At 45.7% G+C, this 19,732-nt stretch carries 12 protein-coding genes; 6 read left to right on the top strand and 6 right to left on the bottom strand.

Annotation, left to right across the window (positions count from 1 at the left end):
* Positions 1-24 precede the first annotated feature (24 nt).
* The 6 genes from R8806_RS16500 to R8806_RS16475 form a co-directional block, all read right to left on the bottom strand.
* Positions 25-3,315: a metallopeptidase TldD-related protein gene (locus R8806_RS16500; RefSeq protein WP_151411813.1), complete on the bottom strand. Its 3,291-nt coding sequence runs from the start codon at positions 3,313-3,315 to the stop codon at positions 25-27.
* Between the two features lie 228 nt (positions 3,316-3,543).
* The gene (locus tag R8806_RS16495) at positions 3,544-5,118 is read right to left on the bottom strand and encodes a DUF4998 domain-containing protein (protein ID WP_124316384.1); all 1,575 of its coding nucleotides are present in this window, start codon (positions 5,116-5,118) and stop codon (positions 3,544-3,546) included.
* Positions 5,119-5,121: 3 nt separating this feature from the next.
* Positions 5,122-6,471: a DUF4959 domain-containing protein gene (locus tag R8806_RS16490; RefSeq protein WP_124316383.1), complete on the bottom strand. Its 1,350-nt coding sequence runs from the start codon at positions 6,469-6,471 to the stop codon at positions 5,122-5,124.
* Positions 6,472-6,518: 47 nt separating this feature from the next.
* The gene (locus R8806_RS16485; protein ID WP_229782978.1) at positions 6,519-8,444 is read right to left on the bottom strand and encodes a RagB/SusD family nutrient uptake outer membrane protein; all 1,926 of its coding nucleotides are present in this window, start codon (positions 8,442-8,444) and stop codon (positions 6,519-6,521) included.
* Positions 8,445-8,458: 14 nt separating this feature from the next.
* On the bottom strand, positions 8,459-11,896 hold the full coding sequence (locus R8806_RS16480; protein ID WP_124316382.1) for a SusC/RagA family TonB-linked outer membrane protein: 3,438 nt from the start codon (positions 11,894-11,896) through the stop codon (positions 8,459-8,461).
* A gap of 88 nt (positions 11,897-11,984) precedes the next feature.
* Positions 11,985-13,208 carry a FecR family protein gene (locus tag R8806_RS16475; protein ID WP_124316381.1) on the bottom strand — a complete coding sequence of 408 codons (1,224 nt, stop codon included), beginning with the start codon at positions 13,206-13,208 and terminating at the stop codon, positions 11,985-11,987.
* Positions 13,209-13,417: 209 nt separating this feature from the next.
* On the opposite strand from R8806_RS16475, the gene R8806_RS16470 reads away from it, so the two are divergent.
* From R8806_RS16470 to R8806_RS16445, 6 genes are all read left to right on the top strand, one after another.
* Positions 13,418-13,951 carry an RNA polymerase sigma-70 factor gene (locus R8806_RS16470; RefSeq protein WP_124316380.1) on the top strand — a complete coding sequence of 178 codons (534 nt, stop codon included), beginning with the start codon at positions 13,418-13,420 and terminating at the stop codon, positions 13,949-13,951.
* 79 nt (positions 13,952-14,030) lie between these two features.
* Positions 14,031-15,164, top strand: a complete 1,134-nt coding sequence (locus tag R8806_RS16465) for a PDDEXK nuclease domain-containing protein (RefSeq protein WP_124316379.1) — start codon at positions 14,031-14,033, stop codon at positions 15,162-15,164.
* 138 nt (positions 15,165-15,302) lie between these two features.
* Positions 15,303-16,337, top strand: coding sequence for a 23S rRNA (adenine(2503)-C(2))-methyltransferase RlmN (gene rlmN / locus R8806_RS16460; RefSeq protein ID WP_124316890.1), 1,035 nt, complete (start codon positions 15,303-15,305; stop codon positions 16,335-16,337).
* Positions 16,338-16,790: 453 nt separating this feature from the next.
* Positions 16,791-17,354, top strand: a complete 564-nt coding sequence (locus R8806_RS16455; protein WP_229782977.1) for a lipocalin family protein — start codon at positions 16,791-16,793, stop codon at positions 17,352-17,354.
* 40 nt (positions 17,355-17,394) lie between these two features.
* Complete coding sequence (locus R8806_RS16450; protein WP_124316889.1) at positions 17,395-18,708, top strand: DNA recombination protein RmuC; 1,314 nt, start codon at positions 17,395-17,397, stop codon at positions 18,706-18,708.
* 119 nt (positions 18,709-18,827) lie between these two features.
* Positions 18,828-19,730, top strand: a complete 903-nt coding sequence (locus tag R8806_RS16445) for a sugar phosphate nucleotidyltransferase (RefSeq protein WP_124316888.1) — start codon at positions 18,828-18,830, stop codon at positions 19,728-19,730.
* Positions 19,731-19,732 lie beyond the last annotated feature (2 nt).

The following is a 19,732-nucleotide window of genomic DNA, read 5'->3' as shown; positions in this document are numbered from 1 at the left end:
ATATGATGAATTGATGTATTATCCCTATTTCCGTTGTTGCGGGAGTGTCAACACCGGCTCTTTTTCCGCTTTCACGGTAGCCTTCTCAATCACCAAACCGTCCACGATTACTCCGGCAGGATAAATCATCGAGGCCGGATAATTGTTCAGCAAGTAATTCAAGACTTCCTCTTTCGAAGATATAGCCACTAACTTCAATAACTTAGTCAAATCCGGTAACCGGAAACTCGTAGCCCGCACACGGGTCTCCCTCCCGTCTTTCAAATCTACCCGGTACACTTCCAGTGTCGCACCGGAAATGCCTCTCACGATGTAGGCACAGGATTGTCCGGCCTCTTTTGCCGCCTTGATTAAAGCCTTTTTCATCTTTTCGTGAGAGATACCTTTATCCACCTGTACGTGAATGGTTCCGGTTCCAGTCGCCACCGTCGGGCTTTGGGGAATCATCATAAACCGGGAACTACCGGTAGTTTCCAAGGCATTTTTCGTCGGGATTCGCCCGTTCAACATCTTCCCGAATACCCCTTTATCCACCAGTGTCATCTCGGCCTCCGGGGTAACCCCCTCCCCGTCAACCTCGTAATAACCATATAATGGCGTTCCATTATATTCTTTTTTCGCCGTGTAATTCTTAACGGTTAAACGACTATCAATAATCCGCTGACCGAACTGATCAGCCAATCCGCCCCGTGTCGGCCCGAGTGAACGGGTAGCAATCAAACCGCCCCGATTCAATAAATTATTTGCTAGAATCGTGGCCACTGCTCCCCCCTCGAACATCACCGGCCCGTTATAATATTCGGCCACCACTGGCGTACTCTTCAAACGCAACAACCCTTCAGCAAAAGCTTTCGTTCTTTCCTTCAATTGCTCTATGGAAGGAAGTTCCGCCGGGTTCTGCAAGGAAAGCGAGAACGAATCACTCAAACTCGAACCATCATCACAACGCACGCTACCACTAACAGCCAGAGAGATTGCCCCACCGGGTTTCTTCAACTGCACGCCTTCAGTTGTCAACCTGTAAATATCCATCTCCAGCCCGTTAAGCATCACGCTTGAATTGTAAATATCCTTGTAATCCTTAAACACGGCCGAAAGCTCCATGACCAACTGGTCAAAAGCAACCGAATCAATCACGAACGGCATTTCCCGTTCCTCCAGATGAGTCACGGCCGGTAGCGGTTGCATATCAGCTAGCCCGGCCTCATCGGCAGGCAACGGATTCTGTTGCAAATAATTCGTCTTTTGGGCCATCATTCCCAGCGAATACTTGTACATCATGTCTGACGATTCCCATAACCCGCGACGAATAACATCATAGTCCACCTCCGAGGGTAATTGCACCGGGGCAATCTGTTCCAGATATTGCACGTTACTGTTATTCTGGTAATCACCAAGCATTACCTGCGTCCCGCCATTCATCCTCCACGGGGAAACACTGGAATGTAATAACCCTCCCAACGATCCAATCATCTGGAAATGACGATAACGAGCTATCGTGTATGAGATATAATAGGGTTTCGGACCTCTCGGCAAAATCAATGCCTCACGATTACGATCCAATTCCGAACACATGGCAGCAAAAATAGTTTCATCCGTATTTCCGACAACAACATTTCCTGGTTGTGGAGAAGGCAGTATAGGTGCAATATCACGAGCCTGTGCCCGACGCTGGGTCTCGATCTGGCTCACGAATATCATTGGTGAAGATGCCGTCACGGGAACCCATCCCGACTCCGCACCGCAAACTCCCGTGAAAACACTGGGCTCATCTCCGGCTGCTGTGATATTGGAAAACATGGACAAAGGCGTTCCGATCATATCCACCCCTCGTACCAACTCATCGGGACGACCATCCACGAATACCCGGAATACTTCCAACGGGGTCACATTGAACGAGTTCAAACTTCCACCTTCACCCGTATACGTGAAACCGCTTGTCACAGTCTGGAAATAATAACCATACTCTTTCCCTTGTTTCTTGGCCTCTGCAATCAACATGGCCCGCAACTCCTTTTCCGTGTACGGCCGAGTTGTTTCAATCACCAAATTCGATTGCCGAGACACGGGGTCACCGCCACCGGACGTTCGTCCGTGACCGTTACTTACCGGAAATCCATCCAAAGGAATCCGGCTCATCAAAAACTCTTTCAACACTCCGTTCACCACATTATCCACCCGTCTAGCTTTCACCCCCTCATCATCATACCGATAATAACCATACATATCAGTCCCGGCATAATGTTCCAGCAACGGGTCACAATATACTTGAAATTCAACGGGCAACACTTGCTCTCCCACCATCTTTTTAAACGTCTGGCCGCCTGTTTTCAAACGATGGCCTTCCAACCGATGACCGAATATCTCGTGAAAGAATACCCCACTGGCAGATCCCGACAAAATAGAAGGTCCCGTATACGGGTCAGCAACCGGAGCATCACGCAATGCCAATAACCGTTTAACCATATCTTCCGCATCAGCAATCATTTGCGCATTATCCGGCAATTCATCCGGTGTGTAAGCGAAATAACTGGCATTCAATGGTAGATTCATGCCATCAGCCGCATTCAACGATGCCGATAATGTCACCCGTGCTGCCACCCGGTTCTGTACGACCACAGTCCCCTCGCTATTCACAAAATAAGTGCGCAATACCTGAAAACTAAAATTAGCCGCACCTTCACGTAAAACAGAACACGCTTTGAACACGGCAGACACTTCATTCATACGCTTTTCCCACACCCGAATATCCACCTTCTGTTTCTCTGCGGGTACAGGAGTTTCGTAATAGTCCTCTACGGGCGCCTCAGAAAAACAAGGAGCTTTATCCTCATCCTCCACACTCATGGAAGTCTTCGTTTTCACTTGGTCATACATATTACGAGCAAACTCGTAACGTTTCAACGTTTCCCGCCAAATAGCTTCCCGAATCGCCTCCGGGGCCGCATCATCCAATGGCAGGAACACACCTTGGGCTCCCCGAGATTTTTCTCCGGCCACCCCTCCTTGCTGGTTATATTTAAAATTATCCAGTTCCGGACTACCCAAACGTACTTGTGGGACGAGCATCCGGGTATGATTTTCGCTCGATACCGCCACGGCTCCAAACGAACTTGTCACGCTGACCGTATAATCATCCATGACCCGCAGATTCATATAATAGGGTGCGGATTCCTGCTTTTTCAACTCCTCCATGTTGTACTTCAATTCCTGTTTCATCAGTTGCAAGAGGCGATCCTCCTGTTCCTGACTAAACACCCCGGAGAAAGTCAATAGCAATACCCCGCTTAGAAAAAGTCTTATAAAATGATTCATTCTAAACATTACTTCTTAATTCTATTTATGGGGCTGTCCCAAAAAGTCATTTTTCAAACTCCCTCCCCCCTTCGGGGTACTCCCTCTATAAACAGAGGGAGAGTTGAAATACTCCCTGTCTTCGGGAAGAGTCACCAGCTCCTCCTCTGTTTATAGAGGAGGTGGCACGAAGTGACGGAGGAGTTTTTTGAAATAAAATGACTCTTTGGCCAGCCGTTAAATAATATTTTACTTATAGAGCACGATATCCCCCAAGTTAACTTTACAGAAACCACTCGTATCCATCTGATCACGTAGGGAAATCTTGATATAACGAACCAGTCGGGTTCCCTCAACCATCGGCAACAATGTCACTTCACCAGAACTACGTCCCAACGTGTTATTTTCAAAATAAGTCACATCCTTCCAAGTAATCCCGTCCGCGGATGTCTGCACGGAAATCGTGGTAGGCATAAAATTCACCAACCCCGTATTACCACCCCATTGGCCGTAATAAGGCTGGGCAATCTTTATTCCCCGAATTTCCGTGGCCACCAACAGCTCCATCTGCAACTCGTAATAACGTATACTGCCCAAAGGAGTCGTAATCCAAGCACTTTCCGAATTATTATCCATCAGAAGCTCCAAATCTGCATCCGCATATGGATCAGACGGTACACATTGAATCCGTTTCCCATCCTCATCCTCTTTAAAAGCCTCTTTCGGGATAATCTCCATGGCCGGTAACTGGGAATATCCCATATAAGTCATGTACGGTAATTCCGAATCAAAATAAGGCACAAAATATCTCGCACGCCCATAATAATCAATCTTTAAACCCAGTATATCCGGCTCATTTGCCTTATCCAACACCTGACGACTTTTTTCCTTATCTCCCAATATATTACTCTTGGCATACTCCGTCACGTTTCTCTCATCCAAATAACGATTCTTACGGAATACGAGCTTTTTCAAATTTGGACAATACAGAATATCCTCGAAAGTTTCCATATCATAATCAAACTCCAACTCCTGCGCATTCTCCACGAACTCTTCAAATCGCTCTTCATCCTCTTTTGTATCCGTGTGATAACCATAACGTCTGTGGATCGCGTTCACGAACCCGGCACTATAATTTTTCTTCCGACTTATCACGTACGGGGCGAACTCGATAATATCCGGACAATCCTCCAATTTTCCTCTCCGGAGCACATAAACCGTGTCTGCCGGATTCATACTCACATCCGGGATCGTGACAAGCGTATTATAACTGGTCTCTTTATCGAACGTGTAATACCGTGTATCTCCGGCAGAATTCTTGTATTTCAATTGTAACTCGATAATATTCTCGTTCCACTGGTCGGAAAAGAAAATCATCTTATTCTTCAGGAAATAGGATCTCGTAACCCCTCTGGTGAATGCCAACATAATCTCATGCTCTCTCGTATAGGGACGCCCATAGGTTGTTTCAACCAAAGACTCGTTTCCTGCAGCATCCACGGCACAGACATCAAACCGATATGTCCCGTCCTCCAGATTCGTTAACTCGTAGGAAGTAGACTCCCCCGGCAACATAACCGAATCCCTACGTTCCTCACATGACCAGACAACTTTTATCTTATCGATCGTGGCATCCGTTCCATTAATCCAGTCCACCATCAACCTCTCCCAACCGGGAGTGGCATGAACTTCCGTACATTTAGCCACGTAACGAATTTTCCCGTCTCCTGCAAAATCGCTATACGTGTCCTCCAGACTCTCGTTACAAGCAGTCAATAATAGTACTGCCGCAAACCAGTATAATATATTTCTTCTCATTCTCATCGCTTAATTCTTTTTTACATAAACTTCCAGCTCGTGCAACGTAAAATACTTTTGCTGATTACTGTTTACTTCTGAATTCATCCGCTTGAAGGTATCATGCACGATAATCTTCAAATAGCGATAGGTCTCGTCAATCGTGGGGAAAATAACATCCACGTAAACCGGATCCTTTTGGGCAAGTTCCTCCACGGTCTTTGCTGCCGCAGTAGTCGATGATGTCAGGAATGACCATCTATCACTTGCGGTAGTGGCATCACGTTTTTGATCCAATTTCCCTAAAGGTACCCAATCCCCGGAATCCGGGTCTGAAGAAGTCTTGCTACCGTACACGGTTAATTTACACGGAGTCTTATCCTCGTAACAACCGGACCAAATATATCCCAACTCCTGCCCCGTAAGTGGATTAGATGCATTACTCAACGGATACAGACAATACAAACGCAGCCATGCCGGAACCTTCTGCTCCCTTAAATCCAAAACGATCGGCTTATCATAAGCCTGAGGACCAGCCAAATAAGTCGCATACGTCGTGGTACTTTTACGCTCCGGTTTATTTTCCTCGATAGCAGAAGCTATCAGACGAGCTTCTCCCTTCAACTCTCCATCAAACAAGTACTGCACGCCTGTCTTAGCGATACCATTCTCCACGGAAAGTCCAAAATCATTAAAATTCTCTGGCTTCATGGTCCATTGTTCCGTGGGGAAAGCGTCGACATCAGGATAAATCTCCTGTCTCACCCGATACCCCTGAAAATCTTCCGTACGAATGACTACCGTATTCTTTGCGCTCTCTTGCTGTACGGCAAAATTCAGCGTATCACCACCTTGAAGAATAGGAAAACTTCTCATCAGAATCGTGTCCGGCTTTTGAGTCTTAGGATCTACTCCCAAATAAAAAACATGAGCCATCCCGGTTACTACCGCAGGACTTTTATAAATCACCTGGAAACCATTCCAAGAAGAATGTATCTCTACATTATCGAAAAAGGTCCACGGTGCACTGTCCAGCGTTTTAAAATTATACTCGTACAAGGTCGATTCCTCATCCCGATGATTAACAAACGAAATCCGGGCACTTACGTCCTGTGCTTTCGTAAAACCATCCAACAAAAGCGAATCACCACTATATCCACAAGTTTTCAACACTTCCAACCCTTGCCAATTCTTGTAACGCACATTCATGGCAAAAATATCACTGTTATTCGGCAAAGAATAGTGCATCATAGCACCTCCCTCCACCGGGGTAAACTTAAGTTCCAAACCTTCCGTTGACACGCCGAAAACCGAATCGTCGTCACTACAAGCCGAAAAGCTGAATATTATAAATAATAACAAAATCGTATTTTTCATCATTCTATCTTTTACAGGTTAAAATTTACAATCGTAAATCAAAACTTCATTTACCATCCGGGATTTTGAACCATTCCGGAAATCAGGATCTCTTCAGCATTGAACGGTTCCAGATAATCCCGCGGTGCCACAAACTTATTTTTGCTCCACACCACGATCGGGCCGTTCTCATTATTGTAGAATGTCTGGAACGTCGTTCCCAAAATATTCCAACCGTATTGTTTCTCGTTCATCACCTGATGAGCAATCGTCCAGCGGCGAATATCCCAATAGCGATGTCCCTCGAATGCAAATTCAATACTATATTCATGGCGGATAATCTCACGCATACCGACTTTCGTATCCACTTTGGCAGGGGAATTTGAAAAAGTCTTCCAAGCCTCCCGTACCGGTAGAATTCCGGCCCGTTCCCGCACTTTATCGAGAGGATCATACACCCGGCTATCCGGTTGATCCAGATACTCGTTCCAAGCCTCCGCCTGCATCATATACACCTCTGCCAAACGAATGACTGGATATGTTTCCTGTCCTTTCAAATTCGCCACGTAATTCGAGGTCGCAAAATTCCCGAATGTCTGTTTTTTCAACCAGTATCCGTTAATATTTTGCCAATTATTACTTACGATAAAATCTTCTTGTGTACCCCAAGATTCGTCTTTGTGAGCCTCCACCAACAGGTTATAATTTCTCGTCGCCGTGTTCGTCCCGCGCTGCCAGTACATCCGGTCGCCCGCGATACTCGCATAAAAACGAGGTTCCCGGCGCAGGTGAAGATTCACCACCGACGTGTTCATCGGGATCACATCCTCGTAAATCACGCTACTCTCAGAACCCAATTTATAACGGTTCGCGTAGCTCCATGAATTATCGGCATCAATCGGTAACCCGTGACTCGTGTAATACATTTCCACCATTTTCATCGAGGGAGAGAGACAACCGAGCAAACTCTCGTTAAAATTCACCTCGTCATCCAATAGCCGGGGCAATGTAAACCGATATAACTGCAACGTACCCCACTTCATTTCCAATAAATACTCTTTATTATCAAAACGAGAGAACATACTACTTTCGATATCATTCATCTGGTTCAACAACTTGGTCTTTTTCGTGGTTTCCTCCGTGTATAAATCCCGGTCTCCCACGGCACAAATTTCGGCAGCCTTATCCGCGGCCTCCGCGGCCAGTAACCATTTATTCCGGTCATAAGAAGAATTAAAAAGTAACTCCCCATTCTTATTCTTGAAATCGGAATAGAAAGCATTCCCATTAAAAAGAGGAGATGCTGCATAAAGCAATGCTTTGGCTTTTAAGGCATACAACGCCTCCAGACAAATCGTGTGCCCGTAAGCCGGGTCCCGCTGATTATGCATCGGGATATACGGCGCTGCCTCATCCAACAACCTGACAATCTCTTTGAAACAAGTATCCACGTGCTGCCGCGGCAATTGATAAGCACTCACGTCCAATTCCATCGGCATATTCTGAGGCACGAGACAAATCGGCCCGTAGCGACGAACCAACTCAAAATAGATAAACGCTTTCAAAGCCTTCACGTCAGCTTTCCACCATTCCCGGTCTTCGTCGGTAATATTGTAAGTATTATCGATATTTTCCAGAAAAGTATTCGCATTCCGGATAACCGTGTACATCTTGTACCACAACGACCCGTAAGGACTTTGCGACATCTGCAAACCATCCGCCACCTTCAGCCCGTCAAGACGGAATGTAGTTGAATTGTACAATGCCTGACAAGTCACAAACTCATCGGCTCCCAAAAAAGACGTGTTATTCGTCAGACTCGTAAGCACCGTATTAATTTCTCCATACAGCCCTTTCCACCAAGATTCGGCTTTCGTCCGTTGCTCGAAAAGCGATTCCACCGTTTCAATATCTTTCTCCGGCACCCGGTTCAGATAGTCACATCCGGTTAGCAAAAGCATTCCGCAAAGTATATATAATAAATGTTTTCTCATCATCGATATATATTAAATTAAAAACTTATATTCAAACCGACAGACCAAGTACGCTGAATCGGGTAGTTGAATCCACTGTCACCCAACTCCACATCCCAGATCTTAAAACTGGAAATCAGGAAAGGATTATTTACCCGGGCATAAAATTTCACATTCTGCATCTTGATCTTGCTTAAGAAATCCTGCGGTACATTGTACGCCACCTCTATCGAAGTACAACGCAAGAAACTACTCTCTCTCATGAAATAAGTGGACTTCCGTATCTCGGCATTATTCTTCCAGTTCTCCTGAGGATTATGCGCATCAATGGATTGCGTAGAAAGACGCGGCCAGAAAGGACGTTCTTTCATGTTGTTTTCGTTCCAATGATCATCGTAAATCGCCTTCAGCATCGCCCGGTTTTTCACGAACGGACTGATTTTCATCGGGTCCATAAAGAACGCCCGTTTACCCGCTCCTTGAAAAGCAAAACTTAACTCGAAATCCTTCAAATTAAAGAAGGCACTGAAACCATAAATCAATCGAGGGGTTGTCGGGAAACCGATATACGTGGCATCATTCACGTCAATCACACCGTCACCGTTCAAGTCACGATAGCGAATATCACCCGGCATCACGTCACCGCCTTGTCGGGGAGAGTTATCAATCTCCGCCTGATCACGGAAAACACCCTCGGCAATGTAACCGATTTGCTGTGAAATTTCATGTCCAACTTTCCTTTGCCATTTCGGCTTATTCGCAGCCTCTTCAATATCTCGATACTCCGCCTTATTGTAAGTAAACGTACCACTCAATATCGTCCAGAAATCCGGAGTAAAAGCATGTTGAACCTTACCCGACAGATCAATACCCCTAGAACGAACCTCTCCCACGTTTCCGATCTGCAAATACTCCAATCCGGTAGATGCCGGCATCGTGTAACGATAATCTATAATATTGTGGCGAACCTCCTGATAAATATCGGCATTCAATTCCACGATTCCACCAAAGAATTTCGTTTCAATACCCAAGTTTGTCTGTTCTGCAATTTCCCAAGTAATCTTGTCGTTAGGATAAGACTTCACCACGGGACGCTGTAAAACGGTACCACCCGGTGCCGGGTCCATGATACTCACTTTATCCAACAAGGGTAAATGGGCAAACCGCGGGGAATCAATGACCCCGTCATTTCCAACCTTTCCCCAAGAAAGACGGAATTTCAAGAACGAAAACCAACGTCCCACGTTGTCTGCCATAAAACGCTCCTTGGATGCAATCCATGCACCACCAACCGCCGGGAAAAATCCCCATTGATTGTGCTTGGCAAAACGTTCCGAGCCGTTATAACCAAAACTCGCCTCGGCAAAATATTTATCCTTAAACCCGTAAGTTCCACGCATGGACATACCCATATTCCGGTGAGGAATACCGTCCAATACGGTTTCCGTATTAGAGTACGTCGACTCCTGCACGTTAAACACGGCAGTCAAACTGGTCTGATGTTCACCCCACGCTGCCACATGCAATCCCCGCACCTCGTAACTCATTTGCGTCGACTGTGAACTATTACCATACGCTTTTGACAACGTCCGCGATGCGTTACGTTCATTCAATGCCAGCAACCGATGCTTTCCGGTCTCAAAACTATAATCGGCCAATGAATATAGATAAGGTTCCGTCTTGTAAGCATTGGTATAATATCCCGTCTGATTCATGGACACAGAAGCCCGTAACTCCAACCCTTTCAACAAGGCAGAAAGATTATGAATATACTCTGCACGAGCCACAGCCGAATAACGGCGGCGGTCCTTGTACCCTTGGTGAAGATCCTTATAAGGATTGATCGTGTTCAAATCCACGGCTCCAAAACGAAGGTGTGGCCAACCATACGTCTCGTCTCCCGGATAAAGCGGAGCGAAATCCACCGGAGAAGCATTGAACGCCATGTAATAAGCCTCCGTCACGTCGGCATAAGGCCCGTGATATTTATCCAGATTGGCTGATGTATTAATATTCAAGCGAATTCCCGCACTCAAATCGATATTCAGGTTTGCCCGGAAAGAAAACGTGTTATTCTCGATATTACACTTGAACTGGTTCAAGCGGTCGGTCTTCAACATCCCCTCGTCCCGCACATAGTTGACAGAGGCATAATACTGCACCAACCGGGAACCACCCCGCATATTCAACCCCGCACGATGGTTGATAGAATAATCCTGAAACATGATATCATACCAATCATTAGCAGGATATACCCAATCGGGATAAAGCCCGGACTCCGTACGCTGAATGCGCTCCACGCTATACTGTGGGGTGGCTGCCGGGTTACGGGACAACAAGGCCCGGTTATACATTTTCATGTAATCCACGGGATTAACGACATCTATTTTCTTGGTCGGAGCACTCACTACCATCTCGTAACGAACCGAAGTATAAACACTTCCCTCCTGTCCTTTCTTGGTCGTGATCAAAATTACACCGTTAGCCCCGCGAGCCCCGTACATCGCCGTAGCCGATGCGTCCTTCATCACGCTGAAACTCTCGATATCCTCCGGAACCATACGGGAAAGGTCCAACTTAGACGACTCCACCCCGTCAATCAAGATCAGCGGGTCAACATTGGCCGAGGTTTGAAAAGAAGTAATACCCCGGATATAAAATTTCGTGTTCATCTCTTCTTCCGTCAACGCACCGGGAATACCTCCCGTCTGCCAACCGATCATACCGGCAATTTTTCCGGTAAACTGGCTGGTCAAATCACTACTGGAAGATTTTAAACTTCTAGCGTCCACGGTCGTTATTGCCGACACCACACTCTCTTTCTTCTGTTCTCCAAACGCCACGACTGTCACTTCCTCTATATTCTCGGCAGTGGGATTCAGGTGAACGTTCAGTCTCGTTTTTCCCTTAATCGGGACAACTTCCGGCTTATAACCAATAAACGAGAATCTCAACGCATCCTCCGGTCTTGCGGTAATCGTGTAACGACCCTCTCCATCCGTGGCTACCCCTTGAGTGGTTCCCTGGATAAGTACCGTCGCTCCGGGAATAGGATTCCCTTTCTCGTCAACAACCCGACCGGAAACAGTCAACATGGTTGTTTCCTGTTTCGGCCCCACGAGAATCTTACCATTCCCTTGCTGGGAACAAGTCAGCCCAGTACCTTCCAAACAGGCCTTCACCGCCTCGAAAACCGTGATATCATCCCGTTTCAAGGTAATCTTTTTCAACTCTTTCATGACAACTTCCTCCCGGAAATTGACCAAGTCCCCACTCAAGCGATTGATCTCATGTAAAGCACGCGTCAGACTGTACTCCTTGAAATCAATGGAGATAATTTTCTGATTCTTCTGCTGGCTAAAAACAGAGGCAGAAGATAGTAACAGCGTTGCCAAGAAAAGTAAAAAAATACTAAACATTCTTTTGCAAACGCATAAAAGTCCCAAAAAGACTTTCGGTTTCGTTCTTTTTGTCATAAATTTGTGTTATTAAATTTAACATGGGCCTTGTCTCGCACAAGGTCGTCAAAGTGGAGCCGCCTGCCAAAGTTGCTCCATTTTGTTTTTATAGTGGGTCCGTCACATAAACGGTATCTCCCTCTTTTCTAAACTTCGGCCCTCCGGTATAAGTGAAGGCATCTAATATGGATTCCAACGTCTCGTCCTTACTGAAATACCCGTTAAACGTGTATTGATTCCGGTCTTTGACCTGGTATATAAATTTCACGCCATACCAGCGCTCGATCTGGCGAGTAACTACTTCGATATTCTCTTTGTTAAACATGAACATCCCCTCTTTCCAAGCCATAACACGATCCAGATTAACCTCCCGTACACTTAATTTACGAGCTTGCACATCCCAACCGGCCTGTTTCCCAGGTTGCAAGATGACTTTTCGGGTCGTATCTGCTAAAGGTTCCACGGCGACCTTCCCAGTAAAAAGCGTGGCATAAATATCCGATTCATCCTTATACGCCTTTATATTGAATGACGTTCCCAATACCCTCGTCCGGATTTCGTTCGCCTCGACAATAAAAGGACGTGCCACATCCGGCGTTACCTCGAAAAAAGCCTCTCCGACCAACTTCACCCGTCGTTCCCCTTTCCCGAAAAATACCGGGTATTCCAACTCACTCTCGGAATTCAACCAAATCCGGGTCCCGTCACTCAATATCAACGAATAAAACCCTCCCGTGGAAGTAATCACTTTATTGATTTCTGGCTCCAAGGAAACGTCCTCCGCTCCTTGCCCCGTATTCGCATCGTAAACCAATTTCGCTTCTGCCCCGACAACCACCGCGGACTTCAGCCTCAGGCTATCCTTGTGCAGTCCCTGCATCCCGACTCTTTTCCCATCGCCCAGCACTAATATCACCTTATCCTGAATGATCGGCTCGGACTCGATTTTAGCGACCCGCATCTCTCCCATCTTTTCCGGGAGCGGCTCTCCAGCATACTTGTACACGAACAGACACACCACCAACAAAACGGCAGCCACGCTTCCTCCCCACCAGGAGATTCGTTGAAGTTTTCTCTGCCTGTCCCGTTTCGCCAAGGTTCCCAATATATCAGACTGCAATTTTCCGTAATCCGTCGCCCCGTCAAATTCTGCTTTCAAATCCCGATACTCTTTCAGGCTTTCGTCAGAAACAATTCTGTCATAAATTGTCTGCCGCCCTTTTCCAGCTTTCATCCAAGCCTCGAGAACCCGCTTTTCTTCTTCCGTGGCGGTTTCATACCTCATCTTTAAGATAATCCGAGCAATTTGATGACTATTTAATTCTCCCATTATTCCTATTATTTTTACTAAAGACACCACTAACCTAGGTTTGGTATTACACCAGAATAAAATTTTTATCAAAAAAGTAATTTTCTTCCTCTTGTTAATAATGTATCATACATAACATTCAACTTATAAAGTTTTTTCGTAAGTTTGTGACGTCCGTATTCATACAACATTGTATCGAAAATGTAGGCTTGATCAATGAAACGTTTTTTATGCGAAATAATAAAGATGCCATGAGTAGTCACTTTGACCTAGGTAATTTTATCCGGGATCATTTTGCGTCTTTATGTGCTATCGCCTTTAAAATCACGGGAAATTCGGAAGTCGCCAAAGATTTAGCCCAAGATGTTATCATCAAGTTTTGGGAAAATCAAGGACAACACAAACAATTGGATTCCATCGAAAATTACCTATTTATCATGATCCGCAACGAAGCACTAAATTACCTCCGGGGTCTCTCCCGTGAAAAGAACCGCCACGAAAAAGCCTCTCTAAACTCCGAACAGGAAGAATCCTTGTGGGACACCATCATCGAACAAGAAGCCAACCAGCTACTTCAAACTGCCATTGCAACTCTCCCCCCGCAATGCAACCGAATCGTGGAACTCTCCCTCACTGGCAAAAACACGAAAGAGATCGCAGAAACCCTTAATATCACCGTGAATACCGTGAAAGTCCTAAAAAGCAGGGCCATCCATAAACTAAGGGAATACTTCTCCCGAAATGACATTTGGATCGAGTTTTAAATCGTCTTCATATAACGGTTTCACACAAAGAATAGCTTATCTTTGCCACATATTTCCAAAATCAATACAATAATTCATTATGGCACAAGTTACATATAGCAAACAATATTCCGATGCTATTCAGGCAATTAAACAGGCCATTTTGCAGAGTCGTTACACGGCAGCTCGATTGATCAATCGAGAAATGCTCGCCCTATATTATGCCGTAGGTGAATACATCTCATTCAATAGTCGAACAAACACGTGGGGAACCGGTGCATTAGAGTTCATATCGCAACAATTACAACAAGAATTGCCCGGACTGCGAGGATTCTCTATCACCAGTCTAAAAAAAATGCGTACTTTTTTCGAAAACTGGAATAGTATATTTTCAAATCGTCCGTCAACAACGGACAAAAACACATCCTCATTAATCCCAGAAAATATAACTATTACAATTCGTCCGTTGACAACGGACGAATTGAATGTTTCTGACTTGGAATCTTTTACAAGTATCGGATTCACACACCATTATGAAATACTTTTAAAAACATCAGATGTAGAAGAACGTTTATTCTACATCCGTCATTGTGCTACTGAATTTTGGAGTGTCGAAAAACTAAGATACTATTTGAATGAAAAATTCTATTTTAAACAAGCGGTAGCCAATAATTTCAATCAAACTATCACGAATGTAAATTATCGTAAACGAGCCATACAATCATTCAAAGATGAATATCTCCTTGATTTTATCAACATCGAGGACATTGATGAGATTGATGAACGAGTTATTGAAAACCAGATCATTCAAAACATAAAGAAATTTATCATGGCACTCGGTTCTAATTTCTCATTTTTAGGTAACCAATACAGACTTATTGTAGATGAACAAGAGTATTTTATCGATTTACTATTTTTCAATCGCCATTTACAAGCGCTCGTTGCCATCGAATTAAAACGAGGCGAATTCAAACCCGAATACGCAGGGAAACTCAATTTTTATCTCTCGGCTCTGGATGAATATGTGCGTCTTCCACACGAAAACCCCTCTATCGGGATTATCCTCTGCAAATCACAACGTTCGAAAACCGTTGAATTCGCCTTTCGCGACACTTCAAAACCGATGGGTGTTGCCACATACAAATTGGCCAACGAATTACCTAAAGATTATGAGGGGATTTTACCTAGAGCCGACGAATTGAAAAAACTTTTAGAAGAAGAAAATAATGACTAATACGAAGTAAAATTTCAAGAGAATCAATTTCTTACAAAAACAAAATATTTTTCTAAACCATTAATTCACAACATTCTTCCATTATATGAACTGCTTATCATTTTCTTGTTGTATTTTTGCAGCGGAAAAAGCGATGACATGGAAAAAACGAATATAAGAGCGTACACGTTACAAGAGTTAGCAAACGTCCTCGTACAACACGGGGAAAAAGCATTCCGGGCAAAACAAATCTGGCAGTGGCTTTGGCAAAAAGGAGTGACCCGTTTCGAGGACATGACCAACTTGTCAAAAGAGTTCCGAGTATTCTTGGACAACCACTTTACCTTGCAAGCGGCCACGCTCACCCATAAACAGGAGAGTAGTGACGGCACGACGAAACTCGGCTTCACCCTTCCCGACGGGAACTTGATTGAAACCGTGCTTATCCCAAGCAAGGATAAATCGACCGTGTGCGTCTCCTCGCAAGTTGGATGTAAACTGAAATGTAGCTTTTGTGCCACGGGAGGGTTAGGGTTCACCCGAAACCTGTTGCCGGAAGAGATTTTCGACCAAGTGGTTGCCGTGAAACGCCTAGGAGATGAACGGGGACTCCCGTTATCCAATATCGTACTGATGGGTATGGGGGAACCGCTCTTGAACTACGAGAATGTCCTTACAGCCATTGAACATATCACGGCAGAGGATGGATTGGGAATGTCACCCTATCGCCTCACGTTATCCACCTCCGGCATCGTGGAAGGAATCAAACGACTGGCAGATGACGACGTTCGTTTCAACCTTGCCATCTCGCTCCACTCGGCTGTCAACACGACCCGGGACAAAATCATGCCGATTAACAAGGCTTACCCGCTTACCGAACTCGCCGAGGCCATCCGGTATTTCGTGGATAAAACAGGAACGCGTCCCACGTTCGAGTACTTGTTACTGAAAGGTGTCAATGATAGTCTCGATGATGCCAAGGCGCTCGCCTTGTTCTGCCGGCAATTTCCCGTGAAAATCAATATTATCGAGTACAACGAAGTGGACAACGCCCCCTACCGTCACAGCCCGGATGCCAGCAGGGATCAATTTGTTCGCTACCTCGAAAGTAAAAATATCGTGGTGAATATCCGTCGCAGCAAAGGAAAAGACATTGACGCCGCTTGCGGACAACTGGCCAACAAAAATAGCTAGCCAACCCTATTCCCTTTTATAAACACAAGAAGACTGACCAACAAATCAGCCCGTCCCCTTGATGGCAAAACTTAACACCCAACAAAGCAGATATCAGTTTGTTACAAGGTAATCAATACCGAGCTACTACCGTTATGAACCTTATAGATACCTTATAGCTACCTTATATGAACCTTATATATAATAAGGTTCATAAAGTATTTATATACTTTAATAAAAATATTACTTCCGGTTATAATCAGGTAGTCATCAATTAATCAAAACAAATTTCTTATTTACCTGAGAGGCAACAAAGATAAACGCCCTATTAAACACAGACCTCACTTTCCACTGCCCCAGCACTCCCCAAAAAGACGTTATGAACTTTACAGACTTTATAAATCTTATAAACGAACATCAGATGCCGATTCCTCGTATTACGAGAAACTAAACACCTAATTATCAACTCGTAGTATGAAGTCCTTCTTATTAGCCGTATTGCTCGTCGGATGCAATATCATGGCAGCAACAGCACAATCCGACAAGATCGTCGATAACCGGGCCATAGACACACTGGATCTAAAAAAGTACGTCGGCCTATGGTATGAAATCGCACGCTTTGACCATCCCTTCGAGCGAGGCTTGGTCGGGGTAACAACCGAGTACACCATCAAACCCGGCGGGAGCATCGAGGTTATCGGGCGAGGTTACCAAGACAGTCTCCGGGGAGAGAAAAAAGAGATCGTGGGACACGTGCATATCCCGGACACGACGCAACCGGGCGTTCTAAAAGTCACCTTTTTCTTGATCTTCAACACGGACTACCACATTCTGGAAGTCGAGAAAGATTACAGCGCGGCTCTCATCGGAAGTTCCCAATGCGATCATCTCTGGATCGTGAGCCGCACACCGAAACTCCCGCCTAAAAAATTGGATGACTTGATGCAACGGGCGCGGCGAAGAGGGTACGACACCACCGCTCTCATCTTCGTCCCGCACGGGCAGGAACAAATTCGAGAAGAGTTGACTAAACTCTGAGTTATTTTCCATATTTTTGAACAACAAAAGGTTCAGAAATATGGAATTATTTATACTTATATCCTGCGTTTTACTTCTCATTCTCAACATTATCCTCATTGGATTACACGTTCGTTCCCGCAAGGACAACACCGCACGGGATGTATCACGATCTATCTCGGATCTCGAAAAAGTGATCCGGGACGAATCCCGCTATAACCGAGAAAACGACGAAAACCGTTCCCGCAAAGACCGGGAAGAACTCGCCTCTACCCTCAACCATTTCCGGACGGAACATCGGGAAACCCTGAAGAATATCACCACCCAGACCAACTCCGCCATACAGGCTTTCCAAAAAAGTTTTGCCGAAAGCATGGAATTATTCAATCGCCTGCAACGGGAAAAGTTCGGGGAACTATCACTCCGCCAGCAGGAGCTCTTGCAAAACACGGAAAAGAAACTGGAAGAGATGCGAGCCACCGTGGATGAAAAGTTACAAAAGACCCTGCACGAACGCATCGGACAATCGTTCGAACTCGTCAGCAAGCAACTGGAAAACGTGCAGAAAGGCTTAGGGGAGATGCAGACACTGGCGCAAGATGTCGGTGGGCTAAAACGAGTGCTTAGCAACGTGAAAATACGGGGAACGATCGGGGAAGTACAACTCTCCATGTTACTGGAACAGATTCTAGCCCCGGATCAATACGATGTAAACGTGAAGACTAAACCCGGATCGGACAAACTGGTCGAGTTCGCCGTGAAACTTCCCGGACGGGCAGAAGGAGACGAATCGGTCTACCTACCCATCGATGCCAAGTTCCCGAAGGATGTTTACGAGCAACTCCTTGACGCCTACGAGTCCGGAGACTTGCAACGGGTGGAAACCACTTCCCGCGTACTCGAACAGACCATTCGCGGTATGGCAAAGGACATCCGGGACAAATACCTAGCCCCTCCACATACCACGGACTTCGGGATCATGTTCCTGCCTTTCGAGAGCATATACGGAGAGGTTACCCGCCGGGCAGCCTTGCTGGAACAATTACAGCAGGAATACCACGTGATTGTCACGGGGCCTACCACACTGGCAGCGATACTGAACAGCCTGCAAATGGGATTCCGCACGCTGGCCATCCAAAAACGCAGCAGCGAGGTGTGGCATATTCTTGGTGGCGTGAAGGCCGAATTCGAGAAATTCGGGGGACTTCTGGAGAAAGCCCAAAAAAATCTCCAAACCGCTAACAACCAACTGGAAGAGGTCATGGGCAAACGAACCCGGGCCATACAGCGACAACTCCGCTCGGTCGAGGCCCTTCCGGCTAAAGAGGAGCAAAACCCACTACTGGATCCATTTTCAGAAGAGGACGAGGCATAAAAACAACCAAGATTTTCACCTGAAATAAAACAAAACACGACTTGCTAGATTCTTTCCGCAGTTTTTATTAGCTTTGCCCGAAAGAAGGTAATACAAGTAAAAAGATTAAATATAAAAACATGGAAACGACGAAGAATAAGACGACCTTGCTCATCATGGCAGCAGGGATGGGTTCCCGGTTCGGTAGCTTGAAACAACTGGCATTACTCGGACCTCACAAGAAAACATTGTTGCATTATTCAATCTATGACGCCGTACACGCGGGGTTTGACAAGATTGTTTTCATCATCCGCCGGAGTTTCGAGAACGAATTTAAAGAGGCCGTGGGAAAATATGCAGAAAGCTTGGTTGAAACCGTGTACTGTTTTCAAGAAATGGATCAACTGCCCGGTAACCTACCCCCGATCCAGCGGGAAAAACCTTGGGGAACGGCTCACGCCATCTGGGCCGCAAAAGACCATATACACGAACCGTTTATCGCGATCAACGCCGATGACTTTTACGGACGGGATGCTTTCGTGAAGATGCACGATTTCGTAGCCAGCAACTCCGACGAGAGATGCTTCAGCTTGGCCGGCTACCGGTTGGCAGCCACGCTATCCGAGAACGGGACGGTATCCAGAGGAATATGCACGGTTGACGAGGACAATTTCCTAACCAGTATCACCGAATGCACGAAGATCGGTCGGGAAGGTGACGTAATTAAAGACCTGAACTCGGGAGTAGTTTTGCACGAGGATGACGTGGTTTCCATGAATTTCTGGGGATTCTCGCCCATGCTTTTCGGGGAGATCGAGAAGCAATTCATCGAGTTCTACCACAAGAACAGCGAAAATCCCAAGGCAGAGATTTACATACCTTTCGTGGTAGACGAACTTATCAAGCAAAAGGCCGTGAAAGTGAAGGTCTTAAACACCAGCGCCAAATGGTTCGGCGTGACATACAAAGAGGACACGGAGCTGGTGAACAATGCCTTGCAGAAATTCGACGGGGAAGGATTATATACCGACATGGGACAGTAAAT

Origin of the sequence: Butyricimonas faecihominis, from assembly GCF_033096445.1 — a bacterium.
Classification (GTDB): Bacteria; Bacteroidota; Bacteroidia; order Bacteroidales; family Marinifilaceae; genus Butyricimonas; species Butyricimonas faecihominis.
Note: the sequence above shows the minus strand (reverse complement) of the source record. Positions and strands in the feature narration are given on the sequence as shown.